Source organism: Reichenbachiella sp., assembly GCF_965233835.1.
GTDB lineage: Bacteria > Bacteroidota > Bacteroidia > Cytophagales > Cyclobacteriaceae > Reichenbachiella.
Genome location: NZ_OZ247585.1, coordinates 2,390,690 through 2,414,443 on the forward strand (window position 1 = coordinate 2,390,690; position 23,754 = coordinate 2,414,443).

At 39.7% G+C, this 23,754-nt stretch carries 29 protein-coding genes and 1 riboswitch; of the genes, 19 read left to right on the forward strand and 10 right to left on the reverse strand.

Annotated features, from left to right (window positions below):
* Position 1: 1 nt before the first annotated feature.
* The 4 genes from cobT to ACO6S2_RS10175 form a co-directional block, all read right to left on the reverse strand.
* On the reverse strand, positions 2–1,039 hold the full coding sequence (cobT, locus tag ACO6S2_RS10160; protein WP_422362389.1) for a nicotinate-nucleotide--dimethylbenzimidazole phosphoribosyltransferase: 1,038 nt from the start codon (positions 1,037–1,039) through the stop codon (positions 2–4).
* Positions 1,039–1,542 (reverse strand): bifunctional adenosylcobinamide kinase/adenosylcobinamide-phosphate guanylyltransferase, encoded by a 504-nt coding sequence (locus ACO6S2_RS10165; protein WP_422362390.1) that lies wholly within the window; start codon positions 1,540–1,542, stop codon positions 1,039–1,041. Before ACO6S2_RS10165 ends, cobT begins: the two co-directional genes overlap by 1 nt.
* The gene (locus tag ACO6S2_RS10170) at positions 1,539–2,189 is read right to left on the reverse strand and encodes a diphthine--ammonia ligase (RefSeq protein WP_422362391.1); all 651 of its coding nucleotides are present in this window, start codon (positions 2,187–2,189) and stop codon (positions 1,539–1,541) included. The genes ACO6S2_RS10165 and ACO6S2_RS10170 overlap by 4 nt, the downstream gene beginning before the upstream one ends.
* A 67-nt stretch (positions 2,190–2,256) precedes the next feature.
* On the reverse strand, positions 2,257–4,167 hold the full coding sequence (locus ACO6S2_RS10175) for a TonB-dependent receptor plug domain-containing protein (protein ID WP_422362392.1): 1,911 nt from the start codon (positions 4,165–4,167) through the stop codon (positions 2,257–2,259).
* Between the two features lie 104 nt (positions 4,168–4,271).
* Positions 4,272–4,510, reverse strand: a riboswitch (cobalamin riboswitch).
* A 291-nt stretch (positions 4,511–4,801) separates the two neighbouring features.
* Here ACO6S2_RS10175 and ACO6S2_RS10180 point away from each other — a divergent pair.
* The 11 genes from ACO6S2_RS10180 to ACO6S2_RS10230 all read left to right on the forward strand — a co-directional run bounded on the left by ACO6S2_RS10180 (position 4,802) and on the right by ACO6S2_RS10230 (position 12,478).
* The gene (locus tag ACO6S2_RS10180; protein ID WP_422362393.1) at positions 4,802–5,266 is read left to right on the forward strand and encodes a hypothetical protein; all 465 of its coding nucleotides are present in this window, start codon (positions 4,802–4,804) and stop codon (positions 5,264–5,266) included.
* 45 nt (positions 5,267–5,311) lie between these two features.
* Positions 5,312–6,445, forward strand: a complete 1,134-nt coding sequence (locus ACO6S2_RS10185) for an ABC transporter substrate-binding protein (protein ID WP_422362394.1) — start codon at positions 5,312–5,314, stop codon at positions 6,443–6,445.
* Positions 6,446–6,488: 43 nt separating this feature from the next.
* On the forward strand, positions 6,489–7,505 hold the full coding sequence (locus ACO6S2_RS10190; RefSeq protein ID WP_422362395.1) for an iron chelate uptake ABC transporter family permease subunit: 1,017 nt from the start codon (positions 6,489–6,491) through the stop codon (positions 7,503–7,505).
* Entirely contained in the window at positions 7,505–8,473 is a 969-nt protein-coding gene (locus ACO6S2_RS10195; protein WP_422362396.1) for an ABC transporter ATP-binding protein, read from the forward strand. The genes ACO6S2_RS10190 and ACO6S2_RS10195 overlap by 1 nt, the downstream gene beginning before the upstream one ends.
* Positions 8,470–8,814, forward strand: a complete 345-nt coding sequence (locus tag ACO6S2_RS10200; RefSeq protein WP_422362397.1) for a DUF6984 family protein — start codon at positions 8,470–8,472, stop codon at positions 8,812–8,814. Before ACO6S2_RS10195 ends, ACO6S2_RS10200 begins: the two co-directional genes overlap by 4 nt.
* An 88-nt stretch (positions 8,815–8,902) precedes the next feature.
* Entirely contained in the window at positions 8,903–9,577 is a 675-nt protein-coding gene (locus ACO6S2_RS10205; RefSeq protein WP_422362398.1) for an ABC transporter ATP-binding protein, read from the forward strand.
* A gap of 132 nt (positions 9,578–9,709) precedes the next feature.
* Entirely contained in the window at positions 9,710–10,627 is a 918-nt protein-coding gene (locus ACO6S2_RS10210) for a hypothetical protein (protein WP_422362399.1), read from the forward strand.
* An 11-nt stretch (positions 10,628–10,638) separates the two neighbouring features.
* A complete protein-coding gene (locus ACO6S2_RS10215) occupies positions 10,639–11,073 on the forward strand; it encodes a hypothetical protein (protein WP_422362400.1) in 435 nt (144 codons plus the stop codon).
* A 2-nt stretch (positions 11,074–11,075) separates the two neighbouring features.
* Positions 11,076–11,492, forward strand: coding sequence for a response regulator transcription factor (locus ACO6S2_RS10220; RefSeq protein WP_422362401.1), 417 nt, complete (start codon positions 11,076–11,078; stop codon positions 11,490–11,492).
* A gap of 77 nt (positions 11,493–11,569) precedes the next feature.
* Positions 11,570–12,082, forward strand: a complete 513-nt coding sequence (locus tag ACO6S2_RS10225; RefSeq protein ID WP_422362402.1) for a DUF4199 domain-containing protein — start codon at positions 11,570–11,572, stop codon at positions 12,080–12,082.
* A 24-nt stretch (positions 12,083–12,106) separates the two neighbouring features.
* Positions 12,107–12,478, forward strand: a complete 372-nt coding sequence (locus ACO6S2_RS10230) for a VOC family protein (RefSeq protein ID WP_422362403.1) — start codon at positions 12,107–12,109, stop codon at positions 12,476–12,478.
* 57 nt (positions 12,479–12,535) lie between these two features.
* Here the strand turns inward: ACO6S2_RS10230 and ACO6S2_RS10235 are convergent, their stop codons facing one another.
* Together ACO6S2_RS10235 and ACO6S2_RS10240 are read right to left on the reverse strand one after the other, a co-directional pair.
* Complete coding sequence (locus ACO6S2_RS10235) at positions 12,536–12,949, reverse strand: DUF1573 domain-containing protein (protein ID WP_422362404.1); 414 nt, start codon at positions 12,947–12,949, stop codon at positions 12,536–12,538.
* Between the two features lie 36 nt (positions 12,950–12,985).
* On the reverse strand, positions 12,986–14,383 hold the full coding sequence (locus ACO6S2_RS10240) for an ATP-dependent DNA helicase (protein WP_422362405.1): 1,398 nt from the start codon (positions 14,381–14,383) through the stop codon (positions 12,986–12,988).
* Between the two features lie 42 nt (positions 14,384–14,425).
* On the opposite strand from ACO6S2_RS10240, the gene ACO6S2_RS10245 reads away from it, so the two are divergent.
* The 4 genes from ACO6S2_RS10245 (at position 14,426) to coaD (ending at position 16,950) form a co-directional block, all read left to right on the forward strand.
* On the forward strand, positions 14,426–14,917 hold the full coding sequence (locus ACO6S2_RS10245; RefSeq protein ID WP_422362406.1) for an NUDIX domain-containing protein: 492 nt from the start codon (positions 14,426–14,428) through the stop codon (positions 14,915–14,917).
* A gap of 68 nt (positions 14,918–14,985) precedes the next feature.
* Positions 14,986–15,582, forward strand: a complete 597-nt coding sequence (locus tag ACO6S2_RS10250) for a hypothetical protein (RefSeq protein WP_422362407.1) — start codon at positions 14,986–14,988, stop codon at positions 15,580–15,582.
* Positions 15,583–15,590: 8 nt separating this feature from the next.
* Positions 15,591–16,481, forward strand: a complete 891-nt coding sequence (locus tag ACO6S2_RS10255) for a DUF3822 family protein (RefSeq protein ID WP_422362408.1) — start codon at positions 15,591–15,593, stop codon at positions 16,479–16,481.
* A 10-nt stretch (positions 16,482–16,491) separates the two neighbouring features.
* On the forward strand, positions 16,492–16,950 hold the full coding sequence (gene coaD / locus ACO6S2_RS10260) for a pantetheine-phosphate adenylyltransferase (RefSeq protein ID WP_422362409.1): 459 nt from the start codon (positions 16,492–16,494) through the stop codon (positions 16,948–16,950).
* Here the strand turns inward: coaD and ACO6S2_RS10265 are convergent.
* The gene (locus ACO6S2_RS10265; RefSeq protein ID WP_422362410.1) at positions 16,947–17,627 is read right to left on the reverse strand and encodes an NUDIX hydrolase; all 681 of its coding nucleotides are present in this window, start codon (positions 17,625–17,627) and stop codon (positions 16,947–16,949) included. The genes coaD and ACO6S2_RS10265 overlap by 4 nt on opposite strands.
* A gap of 132 nt (positions 17,628–17,759) precedes the next feature.
* Between ACO6S2_RS10265 and pyrE the strand changes: the two genes are divergently transcribed.
* The gene (pyrE, locus tag ACO6S2_RS10270) at positions 17,760–18,410 is read left to right on the forward strand and encodes an orotate phosphoribosyltransferase (protein ID WP_422362411.1); all 651 of its coding nucleotides are present in this window, start codon (positions 17,760–17,762) and stop codon (positions 18,408–18,410) included.
* An 83-nt stretch (positions 18,411–18,493) separates the two neighbouring features.
* On the opposite strand, the gene ACO6S2_RS10275 is transcribed toward pyrE, so the two are convergent.
* Genes ACO6S2_RS10275 through ACO6S2_RS10285 form a run of 3 tightly spaced genes read right to left on the reverse strand, consistent with a single transcriptional unit; the run spans position 18,494 to position 21,081 of the window.
* Positions 18,494–19,255 (reverse strand): TIGR02757 family protein, encoded by a 762-nt coding sequence (locus tag ACO6S2_RS10275; protein WP_422362412.1) that lies wholly within the window; start codon positions 19,253–19,255, stop codon positions 18,494–18,496.
* Positions 19,245–20,312, reverse strand: coding sequence for a LysM peptidoglycan-binding domain-containing protein (locus ACO6S2_RS10280; RefSeq protein WP_422362413.1), 1,068 nt, complete (start codon positions 20,310–20,312; stop codon positions 19,245–19,247). The genes ACO6S2_RS10275 and ACO6S2_RS10280 overlap by 11 nt, the downstream gene beginning before the upstream one ends.
* Positions 20,302–21,081, reverse strand: a complete 780-nt coding sequence (locus tag ACO6S2_RS10285; RefSeq protein ID WP_422362414.1) for a hypothetical protein — start codon at positions 21,079–21,081, stop codon at positions 20,302–20,304. The genes ACO6S2_RS10280 and ACO6S2_RS10285 overlap by 11 nt, the downstream gene beginning before the upstream one ends.
* 70 nt (positions 21,082–21,151) lie before the next feature.
* On the opposite strand from ACO6S2_RS10285, the gene ACO6S2_RS10290 reads away from it, so the two are divergent.
* From ACO6S2_RS10290 to ACO6S2_RS10300, 3 genes are read left to right on the forward strand one after another with little or no spacing between them, the layout of a single operon-like run.
* Entirely contained in the window at positions 21,152–22,501 is a 1,350-nt protein-coding gene (locus ACO6S2_RS10290; RefSeq protein WP_422362415.1) for an NfeD family protein, read from the forward strand.
* Positions 22,502–22,503: 2 nt separating this feature from the next.
* Positions 22,504–22,686 (forward strand): hypothetical protein, encoded by a 183-nt coding sequence (locus ACO6S2_RS10295; protein ID WP_422362416.1) that lies wholly within the window; start codon positions 22,504–22,506, stop codon positions 22,684–22,686.
* A 9-nt stretch (positions 22,687–22,695) separates the two neighbouring features.
* On the forward strand, positions 22,696–23,724 hold the full coding sequence (locus tag ACO6S2_RS10300; RefSeq protein WP_422362417.1) for a DUF3667 domain-containing protein: 1,029 nt from the start codon (positions 22,696–22,698) through the stop codon (positions 23,722–23,724).
* The last annotated feature ends 30 nt before the right edge of the window (positions 23,725–23,754 follow it).

Genomic DNA, 23,754 nt, shown 5'->3' on the forward strand with positions numbered 1-23,754 from the left:
ATTAATCTTTGTTTGAGACTCCAGCACTTTCAAAGCTGGCCATTTTATTCATAAAATCAACGGCTGATCGAATGAGCGGTAATGCTAAGGCGCATCCAGTTCCTTCACCTAACCTCAAATTCATTTGCAATAGCGGGTTTGCTTTTAAATGAGCCAACATTTGTTGATGTCCTGATTCGCCTGATTGATGACAGAATATAGCGTAGTGTTGAATGTTTGGATGAAATGACTGTGCACATAGATAGGCAGAAGTAGCAATGAAGCCGTCTACTAGTACAATCATTTGGTTGGCAGCAGCTTGTAGCATAGCGCCGGTCATCATAGCTATTTCAAATCCACCTACAGCTTGAAGAAGCTCCGAAGTGTTTGAAATAGAGGAGTGCTTTTCTTGCACTTTCTCCAGTATTTCAATTTTCTTTCGCCATCCTGCATCATCTACGCCAGTTCCGCGCCCTACACATTCGTTGATTGGAAGATTGCAAATATGACTCATAATCAAACTTGCTGCAGAGGTATTGCCGATGCCCATCTCACCAAATCCAATAATGTTTGAGCCATTGACGTGAATTTGATTTACAATTTCTGCCCCTTTTTGAATGGCCTGATCAAACTGAGCTTCGGTCATTGCTGCATCAATTAGGGAATTAGCTGTACCCATGTCTATTTTAGCGTTGGTCAAATCGCTTTGGTTGCCAAAGTCAAAATTGACACCAGCATCTACGATTTTCAGGTCTATGTCGTGTTGTTGGCTGAAAACATTGATGGCCGCACCACCTGACAGGAAATTCAGTACCATCTGATGTGTGACTTCTTGTGGATAGGCGCTTACGCCTTCCTTAGCCAAGCCATGATCTCCCGCAAACACTACCAGACTTGGGTTTTTCAACTCCGGTGAAAGCGTTTGTTGAATTCGACAAATTTGTTTTGCCAAGCTTTCCAACTGGCCCAGTGCTCCGATGGGCTTGGTTTTGAAATCAATTTTATGGTTGATAGCAGCGTCTAGCTCGGAATATGGATTAGGGATATTGAAATCAATCATTACTTTAATTTTAGAGGTAAGCCCGATACTATGAAATATGCCTCATCGGCAGCCTTTGCGATATGCTGATTGATCCAGCCTTGTACTTCGACAAAGTCTCTTCCGACTTGCGTGTCAGCATGTGTACCCATGCCTATTTCATTGGAGATGAATATCAAATTGCCTTTATAGTCTTTTAGTTTCTCAAATTCAGTTTTAACTAATTCAAGTGTTTCGTCTCGTTTGCCTTTGGTTTTAGAAAAGAAGTTGGAAAGCCAGAGGGTGACACAATCTATGACAACAACTCGCTCTGACGGCAGGACTGAGCTCAGCTCAAATCGTTCTTCAATATTAGTCCATCGTTCATCTCGTTCGGCTTGGTGTCTCTTTATCCGTTCCTCAAAGTTGCCGTCGTAGGCTTTGGCTGTAGCCAAATAAATGGGATTGTCAGATAGCTCCAATGCCATCTTTTGTGCATAAGAAGACTTTCCCGATCGCTCGCCGCCTGAAATATATGTGATCATTGGACTAATTTAGTTTCAATGAAACAATAATTGTCAGTTTTGACTTTTTTACCCTTTTCTATTTGAATGGGTTGATCAAATAGCGGGCAATCCACAACTAATGTATGAAATTCACCATTCTCACCACATACATCAACGCCTTTAGCTTCAAGTTTTGGTATCAGATCATGGGTGATTTCCTGTCCTAAGAAATCTAATCCCAAGGTGTGATTGCAGGAAACAATGATCGCTCTGATGCCAGCATCAATCATGGATTCTACCAACTCCTTACGGTCTCCCTGCCAAAGTGGGAGATTGGCTTCCAGTCCTGCGGCTGCAGAAACTTTCTCTTCCCAGTCCCTGTGCTTTTGAATGTCAATATCTCCGTAAACCATGCCTTCGATGTGATGAGTTGCCTTGATTTGATGAAGATTAGAGATGAAATTTTCTTCATACGTTGACCATGAGGCTGCTGCCAATTGAATGGGAACAGTCAATGCTTTGGCTTGAGCCCGAAGAATCTCCTGCGTCAACCCATGAGATTTGGAGTATTCTTGATTTTCATCCATTACGTTCATGACTACTTTGAGGTGGTCACCTTGATCCAGCTGTTTCATCAATGCGAAACAACTGTCTTTGCCACCGCTCCAAGAACATCCAATATTCATTTTTATGCAGATTAATTCAATGGTTGTTGGGGTTGCAAAAGCAAACCCCAACAACCATTCTGTTTATTTAGAATTTATAATTCAAACCTATGGTCATGGTTCTGCCTCGAGTGGTATAGCCATAAATACCCACGAAATCAGTATCCAAGGCATTGTTGATTCCTCCATAGATTGATAGGTTTTTGTTAACCAGTTTGTAATTAGCAAAAAGATCAACAAGACCGAAAGAATCCAATTCAGTTTCTACAGAGGAGAATGTGGCAGAATCCCAATACGCCACGGTTCTATCACCTGTCAAATTGTATTTAACAGAAAAGTCAACACTTTCAACCGGAGAAATAACCAGGCCAACACCAAATTTATAAGCCGGTATTCTATAGAAGTTGGTTTCTTCGTCTGTGGTTACATAGCTGTAATTAGCGTTTAAGCTAATAAGATTTGAAATTGCCCAGTTGGCATCAAGTTCAAGTCCTTTAACAACTTGTTCATCTGTTCCGTTGTCAAAAAAACTTACCCAATTATCATCATTGTCAAGCGCACCACTGAATATTATCGGGTCAGTTTCGTCTCTTCTGAAATAAACAGCGTTCAAAGTCAATTTTTCTCCTAAGTAAAAAGATATACCTCCTTCGTAATTGGTAGATCGTTCTGGAGACAAGTTTTCATTTCCATAAAAAGAATACAGCTGATAAAGACTTGGCGTAACGTATGAGGTAGAAATTGAAGCCAAAAATTTGACTGAAAGGTCTCCATTCACTGGGAGCAGAAATGAAGGGTTTAAGTTGTAGATGAACTCATTGTCATACACGCTGTGCGTGTTAAGTCTTACACCAGCATGAACATTCAATCCAGAACTGTGATCAAAAAACACAGAGGCAAAAGGATCAACAATCGTAAAATCATCATATTCAGCATTAGGATCAGCAAGTACTTCTTTAGCAGAAAGCTTTTGTGCGTTTACACCTATTAAAGTTTTGAAATTGTCATTCCATTGGTGTTCGTGTGTGAACTCTGTTTGAAGGTTTTTAGACTTGTATTTTGACGAATAAGCGCTTTCGAATTCTCGCGTTCCGGTATTCAACAATACATTGAGCTTCACTTGACCAGCTCCATAATTGTAGCTCGGTGCCAATCCAATTCTGAATTGTTCTCCGTTGTTCTGATTGTCAGCGTCTAAGTAGGCGCCGCCATCATAATCAGCTGAAAACTCATCATATCCAGCGTTTATTCCTATATTCAATTGTTCCGTGGCTTCTAGGCCTAACTTCACATTTACATTTTTTTGAGACATTCCATCATCCTGGAAGTCTGTGGACGAGTTTTCATCCGATGCCGCAGAAAAGCCTTCAGACTCCATAAAGCTTCCGCTCACCATGTAGCTAAGCTTGTCTTGCTTGCCATTTATATTAGCAGATACCTGATGGGTGTCAAATGAACCATAACTATAGTCGACCTGACCATGCACACCTTCTTGGCTGGCCTCTTTGAGTTTGATACTAATGACTGCAGCCGAAGCACCCGTACCATAGAGTGTGCTCAATCCGCCTTTGAGTACTTCTATAGATTCGATCTGGCTCACCGGGAGAAATCGAAGGTCGAATGATGCATCGATACCAGATGGGTCATTGAGTGGCACGCCGTCTATCAAGATCAATGTGTTTTTGTTTCTACTCCCTCGTACATAGTAGCTGATATTGGTGCCTGGAGCACCAAAGTTTCCATCCATTTGAATGCCCGGTACTTCATTGAGCAGATCTGGGACTGATTTGCCTGCATTTTGTTCAATGTCCTTGGCTGTCAGTTTGTAGATGGTTTTGCCTGATTTCTCTATGGGCAATTCGAATTTTGTTCCTGTTACCACAAATTCATCCATGGTGTAGGTAGAAAGATCTTCCTGCTCTTGGGCAATGGATAATCCTGCTTGAAGAAATAGCCCAATGGCTAAAAGGTGTTTGAGATTAATTTTTAAAATTCTCATAGTAATTTTTATAAGGTTAAAAAACTATGAGCCTTTGTTTGAAAAAGGGAATAGTGGCATGTTGAATACCGCAGTTCACTTCACTTTTCTCCCGAAAGCTCAGATAAATAATTGAACTACTGGCAGGTCTCCTGGCTTTTCGAAATTTTCTGATCGGCCTTCCCATACTCCTGATAGTTATCAGGATCAGTACAGTGGCTGTGGTAGATCAAAAATGATGTCACTAGGGCATCTTCGAATTACAGTTGCGGGAACAGCTTCGGAGTTTGTGCATCGCACAGCACCGAATTCCCTTTTAATTTCTCAGGACTTTCCTTCGAAAACCAATAATTGCCGCAAAGCTAGAGAAATAATTGAGGATGAGAAATATTATTGAATAATTGGCATGCGTCTGTGATATCAGCTATTTGTTTGGAATAAGCGGTTGTTAGTGGGGAATTGAGTGTATGAAAGTTGCTGTTCTCGTAATTTAGAGGGAGATTTAAATAAACCAAAAGAAACTATTTCGTAATATTTTTGTCTTTTGTGCAACTAAATGAACACGACTATCATCTTATACATGTGAAACCGAAAGGAATGTTTCACGTCTAAAGAAGAGATATAATCAAAAACCAAAGATCAAAACTCAACAATCATGGGACTATTAGGGCTGTTTAAAAAAGAAAAAAAAGGGAAGAAGGCTACGCAATGTAGCGTGTGTAAGTCACATATGGAAAGAAATGAAGGGTATGCGCTAACTACTTCTCAAGTAGTGACAAGTAAGACCTATTGGGATCATAAAATGGTGGAGCCTGAGACAATGTCTTATACTACACAGCATTTCAAGGATAAAGACGAAAACGCGACGAAAATGAGAGGTATCATTTTCGAAAAAACTGCAGAAAAGGATCAGACTTGGATGACATGTGATACATGCATCAAGCATTTTGATGTAGATCATGAAGAAACTAAATCACTCGCTGGTGAATGGTGGAACGCAGAAAACGGACATAAAATCCCAAACACAGGAAAAGCTATTGATCATTTACCTGGTGAAGCGTATGAAACGATTAAGGAATACGCTACGATGGAAGCTGGGGCTTCCTTGATCAGATTGTAAGCCTAGAATTTTACTTTTCTGAAAGGATAGGTGTTTATTTGCGCGATGAATAAACACCTATCCTTTTTTTTATGCCTGGCCTTTACTATTTCCTGTTCGACAGAACAGAAACATGAGATAACGTCCGAAGATCAGACAACTTCGGGTATTCAATATGCTAAAAGATTCGATGTTCAATACCAGGACGGCATTCGGTTGATTACGATTGACAAACCTTGGCAGGGCAGTAAAGAACCGCTTCAATATTTGTTGTACACTGACAGCATTCCTGAAAAGTACCAGAATGATGCTTCCTTGGTTAAGATCAAGACTCCCGTACAAACTATTGTTTCCAACCTGACCACACAACTCGCGCTCATGGATGAGTTAGAAGTGACCAATCGCCTCACAGGTTTTGCACAAACTCAATTTATCTACTCTTCGGAGATATTGGATCGCGTAGAAAAAGGAATCGTAAAAGAAGTAGGCTCTGATGGAAGCTTGGACATAGAAAGTATTTTGGATTTGAATCCGGATATTGTGCTTGCCTTCAGCTCCGGAACAGAAAATCGACAGCTCGAAAAACTAAAGGAACTCGGCATGAATGTCGTGATGAATGCAGGCTATATGGAGACTTCATTGTTAGGTCGATTTGAGTGGATTAAATTTTTGGGTCACCTAACAGGAACTGAAGAAAGAGCCAATCAAGTATTTGATCGAAAGGTGGCCATTTATGATTCACTTACACAACTAGTTAGTGGCAAGGAACAACCCTCCGTGATCACAGGTACTCTATATGGTGGTACATGGTTTATGCCGGCAGGTGAAAATTATGGGGCCAACATCATAGCAACGGCTGGCGGGGATTATTTGTGGAAAGAGGATCAAAGTTCTGGTTGGTTGAGTATGGATTTTGAATCTGTATTTGAGCGCGGCTATAATGCAGACTACTGGATTGGAGTGGCTAGTTATTCTTCGTTGGATCAGTTGCGACAAGCAGACGAGCGCTACGCAGAATTTGAGGCATTTAAGAATGGAAATGTATATTCCTACATGGCCAGGGTGAATGAGGAGGGAGCCAATGACTACTTTGAATCAGGTAATGTGAACCCTGAAAAATTGTTGGCTGACCATATTAAAATCTTGCACCCAGAACTCCTGCCTGATTATGAGCTCTATTATTATATGAAATTAGAATAGCCTTTGCATTTCTATTAAATTCGTTCAAAACCATTCCAATTCATTGAATAAACCATTAGTCATACTGATTCTTGCATTCGTTGCAGCCTTTCTGTTGGATGTGATATTTGGCTCTGTACTGATACCCCTTGAGGGCCTTTGGAACATCCTGATAGGTGAGCCTGTAGCACATCCTGCCTGGGAGCGCATTGTAGTCAACTATAGGCTGCCTCGAGCAGTAACTGGTGTGCTGGCTGGCAGTGGGTTAGGGTTGAGTGGTTTGTATATGCAGACTTTTTTCAGAAACCCTCTGGCAGGCCCTTATGTATTGGGAATCAGTGCTGGGGCGAGTTTAGGCGTTGCTTTGGTGGTGTTTGGGGAATCTTTGTGGCTGATTTTTGGGATTCAATTTATGTCTGGGCTTTCTATGGCAGTTGGAGCTATTATCGGCTCATTTCTGGTATTTGCTGTTGTACTCTTTTTCTCTACGAAGGTGAGAGATAATACCTCCTTACTAATTATTGGATTGATGTTTAGTAGTGCTACAAGCGCGATAGTGAGTATTCTTCAGTTTTTCAGTAACCCGGAGGATGTACAATCTTATCTGATATGGACATTTGGTGATTTAGGAAGTGTGACCTTGAGTGAATTGCAAGTGTTGTTTCCTTTGATTGCTATGGGCTGGCTAGGTTCTATTTTCTTGATTAAGCCGCTCAATATTTTCCTATTAGGAAATCAATATGCCAAAAATGCTGGTCTCAATATGACCTTAGCAAAATATGCTGTGATTAGTGTGACGGCATTATTGTCCGGTACTGTTACGGCCTATTGTGGTCCTATTGCGTTTATCGGTCTGGCGACTCCGCATATTGCACGTATGATTTTGGATACTTCTGATCATCGGTTATTAATTCCTTTTGTGGGTTTTCTTGGAGCAATCATATTGATGCTGTGTGATGTGATTTCGCGAATGCCGGGCTTGTCTCATTCGCTTCCGCTTAATGCCATTACGTCTATACTTGGAGGCCCATTAGTGATTTGGTTAATTGTAAAACGAGGTAACATATCCAATAGCTTCTGATGACCTCCTTACAAATCATAGGATTGAGCGTAGGGTACGCGACAAAAGAAATCGCCAGAGATATCAATTTAAGTCTAGGTGGGGGGCGCTTGGTGTGTTTGCTTGGGCAAAATGGAGTAGGGAAATCCACTTTGTTGAGAACACTATCCAATTTACAAGATCCACTTGCTGGAAAGATAGAAATCGATAATCAGGAAATAGGACAGTTAGACAGAAGAGATCTCGCAACCAAATTAGGCATTATTACTACGGAGAAAATCGGCATGTCGAATATGACTGTGCGTGAATTGGTGGCTCTTGGAAGGTATCCATACACGAATTGGATTGGTCAAGAATCCGAGGAAGACACTGAAAAGATTGAGGAGGCCATTTCGAGATGCAGGATTAATTATATAGAAAATGCTAAGCTGTCAGCTATTAGTGATGGGCAGTTTCAAAAGGCCATGGTAGCTAGAGTGCTGGCTCAAGATACAGACATTATTTTAATGGACGAACCTACAGCACATTTAGATGTGGTGAATCGAGTGGAGATGTTTCAATTGCTTCAGTCCATCAAAAAAGAAACAGGTAAGTCTATTCTAATCTCCACCCATGAACTGGACTTGTCTATGCAGTTCGCGGATGATTTGTGGTTAATGAATTTCAATGCTCCAATAATAACTGGTACTCCTGAGGATCTCGGCTTGTCAGGAGAAATAGAAAAAGTGTTTTTTCATGAAGAATTTCGCCTGGATAGTCGGACGGGACAAGTGAAACTCAAGCAAGAAGTGAGGCAGTTTTTTCAGGTAACTGGAGAAGACAAACCAGTACATTGGCTACAAAAGGCTTTGGAGCGAAAGGGCTACGGAGTGAGCCTGGATGGCACCCCGATTAGTGTACACGTAAAAGAAGGGGTATTCACTTGGAGCCTTGGTGAAAGGTCTGGTAAAAGCATCGCGGAACTTTTAGATTTTATTGAAGAGAAATGAGTCAGATTAGAAAAATTAGGGAAGAAGAAATTTTGTTGGCCAAACATCTGCTGGTTCTGGCTGAGAAAGATCCAAGTGCATACGCCTTTCCTTCTGATGTAGATGACTACGAAGGAGGAGTTATGGGTAGTATCAATTTCACACTTGGAGACTCCTCGGACTATGCTGGTGACATTGTTCAGGTGGAATATAAAGATGAAGATGGTATTAGAGTGGTGATCACCTTGACTCAAAATAGTAAAGGTGAACTCTTGGACATGGATTTTTGGAAGGAGAACTTTTCTAAGCTTTTGAAATATCCAACTCCTGATAAAGTATCTATCAACACACGAGGTATTTAGTTTGTAAAACCGAAGTTGATCACTTCCGTTTGTGACATTAATTTCTATATTTGAGAAAGAGTCAAAAACAACTTCAAAATAAAATCAAATGATCAAACTAAAAGACATAGACAAGTTTGTCGATTCTAAGTTTCAGCGCTTATTTATTCTGAAAGGAATAGATCTGGAGGTGAAGGCAGGTGAATTCGTAAGTATCATGGGGCCTTCAGGTTCTGGTAAATCCACACTCCTAAATATCATAGGGATGCTGGACAAACCATCTGCTGGTGAATACTATTTTCTCGATGAGCCGGTTCACAAATTCAGTGAACGAAAAACTTCCAAACTTCATAAAGAATATATTGGTTTCGTGTTTCAGGCCTATCACCTGATCGATGAATTGAATGTTTATGAAAACATTGAAACACCGCTTCTTTACAGAGGGGTGAAGGGCAAAGAAAGAGCCAGTATGGTGGCCGAAATGCTTGATAGATTTCAGATGGTGGCTAAGCGTGATTTATTTCCTGAGCAGCTGTCTGGAGGACAGCAGCAGCTTGTTGGTGTGGCTCGTGCATTGATCGGTGGACCTAAACTTCTTCTGGCTGATGAGCCAACAGGAAACCTTCACTCGGAGCAGGGAGAAGAAATAATGAAGCTATTCAAAAAATTGAATGAAGAGGAGGGTATGACTATCATTCAGGTAACTCACTCAGAAAAATGCGCTGAATATGGTTCTCGAATCATTAGATTAGAAGATGGCGCTATTGTCAGCGATGGCAAATAAGCTCCTCTTATAGAGATTACTGGAAACCGAAGTCACTCGCTTCGGTTTTTTTATATCCAATTGGTTAGGCTATTTATCCTTGCCTATATTTGGGCGTATTTATTGATCAGAAAAAAATAATTATCCCAGGCTATGGATAACCACCTCACAAGAATACTTACCTGCCTACTGTCTTTTTTTTTCATAATTTCTCAAGCTTCACTGGCCCAAACTCCTGAGGAAGATGAGATAAAATTCAACGAGTCTATGACCTGGCTAGAATCGAACCTAGCCTACGTTTATCAAAATAGCTCTACTGGGAAATGGTGGCACAACAATTTTTTATACAACGTAGAGAAACAATCCATCAATGTAAAAAATTCTAGCTCGGATACACCTAACCGGGTCGATAAGGGAGTTTACTTTGATAGAATAGTCAACATCAGGGAATTGGACTTGAACTCAATTCGTATAGAAGAAATCAGATCGAATAAGGGCAGAGTAGTAAAAGGAAAAGTGGTCCATATAGACGCTATTGGTAAAGAACAGCGAATACAAAAACTATACAATGGATCTCCTTCATTTAAAGAATTCTTTCTGCAGTTCCCTTTTCCTCAGTCAGACGATGATTTGAATAAAAAAGCAGAAGATTGTAAAAAACATTTTCAAACGGTTATTGAATTAGCCTCCAGAGTGTATCCAGCTACTGACTCTTTGGAAAACACCAATAGTATTTTTGAATTGATTCCTGGGAGCTTTGAGGGGTCTGATGGAACCAAATGTGAAGTGGTAGAGTTATTTCCGCATTCTCTTGAATTGAAATTTTTCAGAGCGGACAAACTCTATAAAAAGAGCGTAATTAGCTACGATGAGTCTAACCATCATTTTATCTATTGGATGGTCAATACGGCAGGAAGTAGTCATTTCGAACTGAATTTGCACTTCGATAACGTAATCCGGTTGGAAGCTAACGCAAAGGATTATTTACTCAATTTCCCTAATAGTAACCAATTCTCAATCCTTGATGGAGGGTCTACTATCAAGTATAACCGAACTGGATTTAATGAATAAAAAGTGAAACTATGAACCAACTTAAACTACTGTCCCTACTTTTTCTTGTATTGTTTGCCTGCAAACAGAGAGGAAACAATCAAAGTCAATATGAGGTGAATTTAGAATTGAGTGCTGTCTTGATGAATGATGATAGTATTGTTTTTAATCCAGTACAACAATTCATTTTCAAAGCCAATAATGGCAAGGTTATTAATATTCCACTGGGGAATGGAGTGCCCTTCGGAGTAAGGGTTGATATAGGGCAAATGGTTGATGGAGATGATGAATCCTTGGGACACAAGGTTGTGTTTTTGAAACAACATCAAGGCGAGTGGCAAGTATTTGGCGAAAGCTCAAGTGAAGAGCTGGCCCTGGATAAGAAAATTCAACTGAATGTAAATGCCATGGATGAAGGTAGCATAGTTGGGGGTGTCTCTGGTATTTATACTATTATATCACTTTAGCATTGAAAAGATCAGCTGTATTCATCGGGCTGAGTGTGGGCCTCTTACTTACACTTTTGAATGCGCTGGATTATTTTCATCTCATCCGAGTATTATCATTTGAATTTTATGCTGCTGGTGTGGGATTGCTCTTTATGATTTTGGGGATATGGGCTGGAATCAAATTGAGCGGATCGAAAAAACAGCCAATCACATCTAAGGTTTCCATTGAAAATGGGAAGAAAATCAACCTGAGCGATCGTGAGTTGGATGTGTTGGTAGAACTGAATAATGGTTTGTCTAATCAGGAGATTGCCGACAAATTATTTGTCTCCCTCAATACTGTCAAAACGCACATCAGTAATTTGTATCTAAAACTTCATGCCAAGCGCAGAACTCAAGCTTTAGCAAAGGCAAAAGAGCTGAGGATAGTCGAATAGCTTCTATTTCATACTTTCGGGTGAGTCAATTTTTCTTCGCTTCCCATACATTTGATGCATAATCAATTACTGAGAAAATGAAAAATACTGCAATTAAATATGGCTTGATTGGAGCTGTGGTAATGATGCTTGGCGTCATGCTTCCTTTCTGGATTTATGGGGAAGACATGGAGCTTGGCGCTGGTGAGGTGTATGGTTATGCCTCTATGATTCTGTCTCTCACAGCCATTTATTTTGGAATCAAACAATACAAATCAGAGCTGGAAGGAGAGCTGTCATTCAAACAAGCTTTCATCTTTGGTACTTTTGTGAATTTTGTTGCAGCACTTGTATTTGGTGTCTTCTCTTTTCTATTGTACGCCTGGTTAATGCCGGATTTTCTACAAACCTATTTGGACCATTCTATTGATTTGGTAAAAAACAATGCAGCATTGACACCAGAAGAAGTGGAGGCAGAGTTAGCCTACATCAATGAAGGAAAACATCTATGGCTTAGCCCGGCCTTTGGTGGATTGTTGATGTTTGGCACTGTATTTCCGATAGGATTAGTTATGACACTCATCTCATCATTCGCCCTTAAATCGAAATAGTTTAAAACTTAAAATTTGACACCCATGAAACTAGGAGCATTCTCAGTCAGCCTCAGTGTTAAGGATCTGACTATATCAAAAACATTTTATGAAAAACTTGGCTTTGTCGTATTTGCGGGAAGTCTGGAACAGAATTACCTGATTATGAAAAATGAACAAACCTTGGTTGGTTTGTTTCAGGGCATGTTCGAAGGCAATTTATTAACATTCAATCCAGGTTGGGATCAGGAGGCCAATACTTTAGATTCATTCGATGATGTCAGGGACATTCAAAAGAAAATAAAACAAGAAGAGATCGCTTTGATTCAGGAGGCGGACGAATCGAGTCAAGGGCCAGCCAGTATGATGGTAGTGGATCCTGATGGTAATATGATTCTGATAGATCAGCATGTATAAAAAAATAGCTCAGGATTTAAACCTTGAGCTATTTTAATTGATTTTATGATTCGCCAATCAGCTATCCGTTTTTGGTAAAATATTGGTAACAATCTTTACCCTTTCAGGGTTGTTCGTGGCATTACTCATGATTGTAATGACTTTGTTTTGGTGACCGATTTTCCCAGCACTATTAAAACTTACCTCAATTTTGCTCGAAGTACCTGGGAGAACTGGTTCCCTTGGCCAGCTCGAAGCTGTACATCCACAAGTAGTCAATACATTGGAAATTACCACTGGGGCGTCTCCTGTGTTTGTAAACTCGAAAGTGTATTCTACTTTTTCGCCTTGTTCGATATCTCCAAAATCGTGAGACTCTTCAGAAAATTTGATGAATGGTCCAGGAGGAGTAGGTGTTAATAATTCTGCATCTTGTGCACTGGCCGAGAAGCCAAGGCAAAAAATAACTGCTATACTTAATATATATTTCATTGCTAGTTTTTTAGTTGTTTGCTACTTAACGTAATTCTAGAAGAATTTGGTGTCAAAATTAACTAGAAAAAGTTCATTTTTTGCTCTGGTGATGGCGGTATACGTCCATCGGATAAAGTCGTTGTCGATTTCTGCTTCACCCAAATATCCCTGATCCACAAAAACGGCATCCCATTGCCCACCCTGACTTTTGTGGCAGGTTAGGGCATAAGCATACTTTACTTGAAGCGCATTGAGGTATTTATCTTCTTTCATAGCTTCCTTTTGTTTTTTTCGTGGTAGGTCGACGTAGTCAATCAACACACTTTTATACAGTGCCTGGTTTTGTTCTTGGGTTAGAGCAGGAGTGTAACTGTGTAGGCCATCCAAAATGATTTTGGCCTCGAATGGTTCCGCATCGGGATAGTCAGTAAGCCGGATTTCTACATCTGCGAATCGTAAGCCATGCAATTCCTCAAATTTCTTAATTTTGAGTATCTCCATGAAGTCACCATTGGCGAGAAAGCCTGATGGGACCTGATCTGTTGCGAAATTGTAGTTGTTTCGAGAGATCATGAGCAAATCGCCCGCATCAAGTTCATCTTCTTTGTAGAAGAGTGTGTTTCTGATGTAATGGTTATACATCACCGCATTCTTATTCGATCTACAAATGATCAGCGTATTCTCTAGACCATATTTGTCGTGGGCATACCTTAAACCATCTTCCAATCTTTCACCTGTCATCCTGTAGATATCTTTGTGAGATTTGGTGTTGAAATAAACTTGTTTCTCTTTTTGGAAAAGGCAATTTCTTAGGCTGGTAGCATTGAGTAAAATGCCGCTGTTTTCAGCTTGTCGAGTTATTTCGGTTAGTACACTCTCGGTTGTATCCAAATGAAATACGTCTGACAAATGCTCTCTATCCAAAGCCAGACTTTTCTCCTGATGGACAGGTGGGAGCTGAGCGGTATCACCTACAAGCAAAAGCTTATTGCCCTCTTTTTCAAAGACATACTTAACGAGGTCATGAAGCAAACTTTTGTTTTTGTAATCTGCTTCTGAGCTGATCATAGAGGCTTCGTCAACAATAAAGATGGTGTTAGACTGGTAGTTTTTGGTTTGGCTAAAAACAGGCCCACTATCTTCTTGACTCGATTTCGCTTTATAAATTCTTTTGTGAATTGTAAATGCTGTTCGTTTGGCGTATTGGCTTATGACTTTGGCTGCTCTTCCTGTTGGGGCTAGCAAAACAAACTTGTAGTTGAAGAGCGGTAGTACTTTAACTAACGTTGCCACGATCGAAGTCTTTCCGGTACCGGCGTAGCCTTTGAGAATCATGGTCGGTTTGGCTGTCTTGGCTGCGACAAACTGATCAATTGCCAAAAAAGCCTTTGTTTGACTAGCTGTTGGCTGATGTTCAAATTTGTTTCTTAATATCTCAGAAGGTAGTGGCAAATGATATTGTTTATTTTAGCGCAAGTATAGCGAGCTCAAAGAATGCGATCAGAAGAAATCAAAACTATTTTTGGGAATCAAGTCAGAGTCCGAGTCATGGGTGTCTTGATTCAGGAGGAAAAGGTTTTGCTTTTGAATCATACAGGACTTAATGACGAAGATGAACTTTGGTTGCCTCCAGGTGGCGGTATAGCATTCAATGAGTCTGCGAAGGAGGCCCTAATCAGAGAATTTGAAGAGGAAGTAAATCTTTCTATAAAAATTTGTGACTTTCTTGGTGCCACTGAATTTATATCTAAAGAAATGCATGCCATTGAGCTATTCTTTGTGGTGGAGCAAATCGGTGGTAAATTACAATTAGGTTCTGATCCGGAGTTGGGTGAGAATTCTATTTTAAAAGAGGCTCGTTGGATGAGCATTTTGGAGATAAATAAATTGTCTGAAAATTGTGTCCATCGCCTGTTTAAGAACTTAGAATCCATTGATGATCTATTTAAGAAAAAGGGATTTTTTAATATTAGAAATAATCCTTAAAATAGCATTTGCTTAAGGCAGAATTACTCTAAAAAATATTTATACTTGCAAAAAATCGAAATTCAAGCATGGAGAAGACAAAGATAATATCAATAAGCTTTTTAGTCCTTTCGCTTTTGTTGGCGGGCTTTTTAGGAAATAGTATTTTTACATCTATTGATGAGGCTGACAGAATTGAAAGAATGGAAGGGCAGATCATTGATAAATTGATCATGATTAGAGATGCACAGATTGGTTATCAGGCTGTAAATGGTCAATACACAAGTGACTGGGGTAAATTGAAAAATTTTGTTGATTCAGGTCAATTCTTTCTTACTTCTAAAATCGAACACATTATCACACTAGACTATGGTGCGGATAGTGTTTATATTGAAGTTGATACTTTAGGAACCGTAGCAGTTAAGGATTCATTATTTTCTGCGGCAAAATATCCAAGATTTGATTTGTCTACTTTCTCATATGTTCCAGGTTATGAAGAAGAGCAGGTTGAATTTAATATGTGGGCGGATAAAATCGAGAAGAGCAATGTGAAAGTGGATGTAGTGGAAGTTTGGAACCCCAAACCTGTTGACCCTAAAAGAAAAGAGGACAATGAAGCTAGAACCAAAAAACCTTTGAGATTTGGATCTAGAACAAGTATCACTACTGCTGGAAACTGGGAATAACATAAGATTTGGAAGCTATACATAGCGCAACATACAAGCTAGTAAAAAGAATCAAAGACAGTAATTTTGATGTAGACGAACTACATCATTACTGTCTTTCGATGCAAATAGGGATTCGTGATTTTCAGATGAGCATCACTGATACCCGCACTGATACCTGTCTGATTCTTGAGGATTATATTCTTCAAGATGTAAAGACGATCAATGCAAGATTACAAGTGCTGGCTAAACTATTTGAAAATCATCACCTGCTTATGGCAGGCTTTTGGAATTCTATTAAATTATCTCTCAAAAGTCATAAGTTTTCTTTGGTTCCTGCTACACATTTTGTGGAGGACTCTGTGCGGGATTACCTCATGCTGAATTGTACAATCAATGATTCAGTAGAAAGCGAATATACTTATAGGCACACCTCTTCAAATGTGGTAAATGCCTTTGCAGCTGACAAACGATTAGTTAGTTGGATTAATTCTTTATATCCGAATAAGGAAATTGAAGTGACTCATCAGGGCAGTGCATTGATTGAAGGTATACTGAAGTATAATACCGAGGCAGAATCAAAAATCGTGTATTGTATTCTGGATAGAGGTATTATGCATGTTTTTGTATCTGAAAATCATAAGCTGCATTACTACAATCAGTTTTCCATTAAGGAAGCCAAGGACTATGTAAAATATGTGATGTTGGTGTTTAAGGAATTTAACCTAAATCAGAGAACGCAGAAGGTTATACTGTGGGGAAATATTACTCAAAGCTCTGATCACTACAAGTTGTTTTCGAAGTACATAGGAAATATTTCCTTTGGAAAGCGTCCGGCCAATCTCAAATTTAATTATCACTTTGACGAACTAGCAGATCACCAATATTTTGACTTGCTGAGCGTCTACCTTTGCGACTAAAATTGTAGCCATGTCGGATAAAAAAATTGCTCTTTTTCCGGGTTCTTTTGACCCATTCACCAAAGGGCATGAAGATATAGTCCGTCGTGCACTCAAGTTATTCGATGAGGTGGTTGTAGCCATTGGTTACAATAGTGCCAAGTCTCGTTACTTTGAGGTGGAGTATATGGTGGAAAGAGTAAAGTCTGCTTTCAAGTCAAATGAAAATGTATCTGTGATGGTTTATAATGAACTCACGGCAGATTTGGCTAAAAAGACCGACGCTTCTTTTCTAATTAGAGGATTGAGAAACACGACAGATTTTGAATACGAAAATAGTATCTCTCAGGTAAATAGATACCTGAATAGTCAATTAGAAACTGTATTCTTAATCACATCACCAGAATATGCACATATCAGCTCTACGATTATTAGAGAGGTGCATAAATATGATGGGGATATCAGCCCATTTATCCCTTACGAACTTTAGCTGGTAATTTTCTTCAGTAGTTTACGGTATTTTTGAACCACTCTTTCAATAGTTTTGAAGGAATGGAGCATGGCAACATCCACCTCCGTTTCAGTCATCCATACAGCCTTCTGTATATTTTCTTCTTTTTGAGGTTTTAGCTGACTATCATCCAGGCAGGTCATTCTGTACCACGTGGTCTTTTTAAGTACGTATTTCTTGTTTCTGGTATATGTGTGCCAGGTCGAACAGATTTTCTCTTCCAATTGTACTTTGACACCCGTTTCTTCTTCTACTTCTCGTGCCGCTCCCTCAGGCCTTTTCTCACCCTTTTCTAGTTTTCCCTTAGGAATGTCCCAAAGATCATTTCTTAGGATCATCAGTGTTTTACCCTCTTTTTCAACGACACCTCCCGCGGCTTCTACTATATTAAACTTGGACTTGAGATACTGTTGAGCCTTTGTTTTGTTTTTTACTCTAATCTCAATTTGTTTGATTTTGCTGTACTTCTTATCCGTCATGATTTGAAGCAGACGGTTAATAGCCTCATGCGACTTTTCTTTGATGAGTACCTTGCCCTTGAGTTTGATGGCTTGGATATCATCTACATCACTATCTACTATGGCGTCAAATTTTTTATTGGACTCTCTTTCGCGGTCTCGAATCCTAACAGGTATATCGTTAATGTATATCTTCATCTACATAAAAGTACTTGGCGAACATGGAGAAAAAATAGTGAGATTCACAATTTCATGGATTAATTTTTCTTCATTCTTTATAATTCATTCTTTCAACGAAATCTTGATTTAAAATATTACTAATTTCGCCACATGACGAACAATGAATCAAATCTTCCGCTGAGCGCTCAAATCGCCACCGAGTTATTGGAAATAAAGGCTATTAAACTTCAGCCAAAGGACCCCTTTACCTGGGCGTCAGGATGGAAGTCTCCAATCTATTGTGACAACAGAATGACATTATCCTATCCTACTTTAAGGACAGTGATCAAAAATGCGTTCGTCAAAGAAATCAAGGCAAGGTATCCAAAAACAGAAGTGATCGCAGGTGTGGCCACTGCAGGTATTCCTCAGGGAGCTTTGATTGCAGAAGAGATGGGCTTGCCTTTTATCTATGTGAGGGACAAAGCGAAGTCTCATGGCCGAACGAATCGTATAGAAGGGCAGGTGCAAGAAGGGAAAAATGTTTTTGTTGTGGAGGACTTGATTTCTACAGGCGGAAGTTCTATTAAAGCAATAGAAGCACTTCGAGAAGCAGGTATGAAGGTGCTAGGGCTTGGAGCCATTTTTACCTATGGATTCCCACATGCAGATAGAAATTTGATGCAGGCGAATGTTTCACACTTTACGCTGTCTGATTACCATTCATTATTGGATATTGCAGTGTCCTCCAATGTGATCAAAAGTGATGAATTAGATTCACTGAACTCTTGGAGAATGGAGCCGGAAAATTGGAGAGGGTAGTGCTTCGCAGTTAAAAGTTATAAAGTAACAAGTTGAAAACGAGAAGTAAAATTTAGGAACTTTTGACTCAAGATTTTCAACTTTTAGTACTTTTCCATCACTCCTAAACCAAATAAGGCGAAATCATATTTTACGGGGTCATTGGGGTCTAACTGACGAAGATTTTCGCTGAGCTCTAAGGCAGCACGCCAATCCGTTTGTTTACGCTGCAGTAAACCTAGCCGCTTAGCTACTCGCTCTACATGCACATCCAGAGGGCAAATCAATTGATTGGGTTTGATTTCAGTCCAGATGCCAAAGTCAACACCTTTATTGTCTTTTCTTACCATCCATCGCAGGAACATGTTTAACCGCTTGCAAGCGGATTTTCGAGTTGGAGTGGCTACATGTTTTTTACTTCTGTCTGGTGCATTCGGATGTGCAAACAAAGTGTTATGAAAGTTGGATAGGTAAGATTCCATATCACTAGTCTTTCCACCTGTAAATGCAGCTTCTAAAGAGTCATTCTCTGAATAATGAGATTTCAAAAAATCGATAAAGAATAACGTATCGGTGGCATTGAACGTCCTGTGTTTAAAACTTAAGAATCTTTTAAGGTCATTTTCGCCATGATTGAGAATGAAGTCATGAGGGGCATTATCCATCATTTTCATCAGTTCATTACACTTGTTGATAATAGTTTTTCGCTGGCCCCAAGCCAGTGTAGCAGCGAATAGCCCAGCGATCTCAATGTCTTGCCTTTTATTGAATTGGTGAGGGATTGAAATGGGATCTTCAGGAATGAAAGAAGGCTGATTGTACAATGCTACCTTTTCATCCAGAAAGTCTTTTAGGTTATTCTGCATCTGAGGAATAGCTCACTATGATCGGTGTTTTCAAATCTATGGCGCCCATGGCTTGGTAGGCTGCTGATGAAAGTCTGAGTAGTAGTGTTCGGTTCATAGCACTTTCTGGTAGCTTACCAACAACTCTTGCTTCGATGACCTGATTGGTCATTTGATTTTTCACCTGTATGGTAGAACCTAGAGGAGCTGTCCGATGCAATGCGAGATACTTTTTTGTATAGTCAGTGTCTTCAATCTTCATTGCAAATCCTTCTTCGGTCGTTTGTTTTCTTCCTTCAACTTCTTTGGTTTTGGTTTTGAATTGACTGTTGTCGGTTTTTACGTAAAGTGTGTCTAGCGCAGGTTTTTCAGGTTTTACATAGGTAGTATCTACTTCTTTTTTTGCAATGGACACAATTGCAATTGTATCTTCAATGACTTTTTTCTTACTGACTTCCCCTGAAACGATTAGCTTCTGTCCAATAGATAAGGTGTAATCTGGTAGATTGTTCCATTGCTGGATATCTTCGATTTCTACTTGATACATTCTTGAAATACCAAACATTGTCTCCGAAGGTTGGACCACATGGTACGTTACGTTTGGCTCAGTGATTGGTGCTGACTTCGTCTTCGTTTGGGGTTCGGTGAATAGGGTGTCCCCAACACTCAAATTAGAATTTTCTAATTGATTGATAGCAATGAGTGAGTCAACCGTCAGGTTGTATTGTCTTGATATAGCAAAGAGTGTTTCGCCAGACTGAACGACATGGTAATTGCTGCGATCACTTGCCCGTGGCTTCGGCTCGTGCTTTTTTCTTTTTTTCAATAAAGGTATACGGACAGTGTCATACATTTTAAGCCCATTCTCTTTGAGTGAAGGGTTGAACTCATATAAATCTTCTAGAGTAACTTGGTAGCGTCTGGTTATTGAATAAAGAGTTTCTTTAGGTTCAGCGCGGTGTATGATGTATTTCTTGCCTTTTATCTTTTCTACTCGGAGGCTGTCGATCGGACTGTTGGCTAAACTAGAAATAGCCAAAGTCATGGTGAAAATAAAAGGGAGCAGTCTATAAATCATAAATATTCAATGTGTTTTTGCCTGTGACAAATATGGCCTTATTTCGGTAGACGAAAAAAGTGTCTTTACCTATGCCTTGAAGCTTCTCATCCAAAATTACTCGCTCTAAAATCGTGCCTTCTCTATCCAATAGAACCAGACTATTGGTCATCATTCCTCCTTCTTTATTTTCATAATAAGCAATAAGGATGGAGTTCTTGATTTTCAGGTATTCAATTTCTCTACAAGGAGTAATGTTGTGTTTAGTAAAATATTGCACGAACCATTGAAAATACTCTGACTCCTCCGGGTAGGCAGTAGCATAGAAAATGTTATCTTCAATTTGCTCCTTAATTACCGGAGTATTCTTTAGTTCAGCTCCTGAGTTAAGGTCAATGTAAACTTCTTTGTTGACGAAATGAGGGTGTGGAACTTTGATCCACTCCAACCCCAATTCGATGATTCGAGTCTTTTGCAAGCTGAAAATAGGTGCACCACCGTTCCAGTCAAACATATAAACATTAGTCAGATCGGGATTATTCTGATCTGAGTATTGGATGAAAAGGAGTTGGTCTTTATTGTATGATTTGGTTACCAGTCCTGTGTATTCTTCCGAAAAGGAAATGGCCTGAATGATTTCTAGTGGTTCAAAGGATAGTAACAAAAAGGTCTGAGTTTTCGACAGAGTGTCATTCGTTTCAATCAAAAGCAGGTTTTCATCTGCCCCTGGAACGATAGACTTGATGGGAAAATCAAAAGTAACCTGATGATGCTTATTTTTGGCCGCCAAATTTCTGTATTCGTTTAAAGGATATGGTAAATAATAAATATCTTTCGGGCAAATCTAAATGTTATCCTTGATGTACAAACGTCTGTTTCTTTTATTGTTTCTTTTCATTGGATTAAACCCCAACACTTATGCTCAAGACAGCACCGAAGTAAAACCGTTGGTTTTCTTGATGAAGCTTGATGCTGATATTGACCCCCGTACCAACCGTTATACGGAGCTGGCCTTGGAAGAAGCTATTAGTCGCGAGGTGGATTATGTGATCATTGAAATGGATACCTATGGAGGAGCACTTAATGATGCTGACGACATTCGTACTCGAGTACTGGAATTTGAAAAACCGATCTATGTGTATATTAATAAGGATGCGGCTTCTGCAGGTGCTTTGATATCTATTGCTTGTGATAGCATATACATGGCTAAGGGTGCTAGTATTGGTGCGGCTACCGTGGTGACTCAGGATGGTGCAGCAGCACCTGACAAATACCAATCCTATATGCGGTCGATCATGCGTTCTACCGCTGAGGCGAATGGTCGGGATCCGAAAATTGCAGAGGCGATGGTGGATCAGGACGTGGAGGTGGATAGTATATCTACAGAAGGCAAGGTGATTACTTTTTCTACATCAGAAGCAATAAAACATGGTTTTTGCGAAGCGCAGGTTAGCGGAATAGAAGAGATCATGGAAAGGACTGGAGTGGAAGATTACGACATATTCGAATATGAGTTGACAGCCTCAGACAAAATCATAGACATTTTCATCAACCCATTCGTAAGTGGAATTTTGATTCTGATCATCCTTGGAGGTATTTACTTTGAACTCCAAACACCAGGGGTGGGATTCCCAATATTGGCATCAGTGATCGCTTTGGTTTTGTATTTTACACCCTACTACCTCAACGGTTTGGCCGAAAATTGGGAGATTATCATTTTTTTCTTGGGAGTTGTGCTTTTAGCCTTGGAAATATTTGTGATACCAGGATTTGGCGTGGCAGGGGTGTCTGGAATTACTATGATGGTTACTTCACTGATCCTTGTGATGCTAAATAATGACTATTTCGATTTTTCTTTTGTGCCATCAGGTCATTTGACCACCGCTGTGCTGGTCACTTTTCTAGGACTTATCGGCTCTTTTATCGTCATGTTTATTGGTGGGGTGAGATTGACAGAGTCAGGCATGTTTAAAAAGATTGCATTGGAGACCACGCTAGACAAAGATTCGGGCTATACGTCAAATTTTAAAAAGCAATCACTCATGGGCAAGGAGGGAGTGGCTTATACGATATTGCGTCCAAGCGGAAAAGTCGAAATTGAAAATGAAATCTATGATGCTTATACTCGCGGTAGCTACATTGATCAGGGAGCAAAAGTAGAAGTGATAGGTGAGGAGGGAACTTCTCTTAAAGTAAAAGAAGTCAGCTAAGCATGTCTAGAGAAAAGTTATTGAAAATCACCTATTGGGTGTTATTCGCGGGAGCCGTTGTCTTCCTCTATTTCAGTTTGAGAACACAATATTATCAGTTGGAATACTCGCTTGTTGCACTTGGATTATGGGGTGGCGCATTCTTCTTGAATCGATTTGTTAAAAAAGAAGACACTTCCGAATAGATGCGAGCATTGCGTAAAACTAAAAACTGCCTCAACTGTCAGACACCGCTCGACGAGGTATATAACTACTGTCCACTATGCGGGCAACAGAACGATGACAAAAACGTGTCCTTTAAGGAACTGAGCCAAGACTTGTTCGAAAATTTCTTTTCCTTTGATTCAAGGTTAGCTCACACCTTTTTTCCTTTCTTTTTTAAACCAGGAGAGCTCACAAAAAAATACAACGAAGGCAAACGATTCACCTACGCCAACCCCATTAGATTGTACATCATTGTAAGTTTCTTTTACTTTTTTGTGCTCAATAGCATGATGGGTGATTTGACCCGAGAGTTTAGTCAAGCATTAGACACACCGGAAGTGGATTCGGTAAAAACGGCCATTCAGAATGAGGTTGAATTCAATCTGGACTCCATAAAAAATTCACCACCCATAATGTTGAATATAGAGGGTGATTCCCTAGCAGAAGGCGATGAAAACTCCTGGCCTTTGAAAAATTGGCAGTGGGAGTTGCTCTATGATAAACTCAATGATAATACGATAAGTGAGCAGGCTCTTTATGACTCACTAAAAATTGAAGATAGAAGTGCACTTACAAAACTGACGATTAAGCAGATTATTCGCATTTACAAGCGAGATAAAGAGACATTGGTGTCGGAGATTGTTCAGAACCTATCCGTAATGATGTTTATTCTCATTCCAGTCTTTGCGCTATTGCTCAAACTGATGTATGTAAGAAGAAAAGAACTTTACATCAATCATCTCATTCATACTATTCATTTACACACATTTGCCTTTTTTATCTATGGAGTGGCCATAGTTTTAGTACATTGGATATTTGAGTCTGATGCGGTTCATGAATGGACCATGATGATCACTTTGTTTATTGTTTTTACCTACTCGTTCTTATCCTTTAAAAGAGTGTATAGTCAGAGTTGGAAGAAGACTATCTTTAAGTATTGGATTTCTTCTTGGCTCTATTTTTATATCCTGATTTTTGCTATTCTTATTGAATTGTTGATCTCACTTTTAATTTTTTGATATTCGCTAAGCATGGGATGATAGAGATAT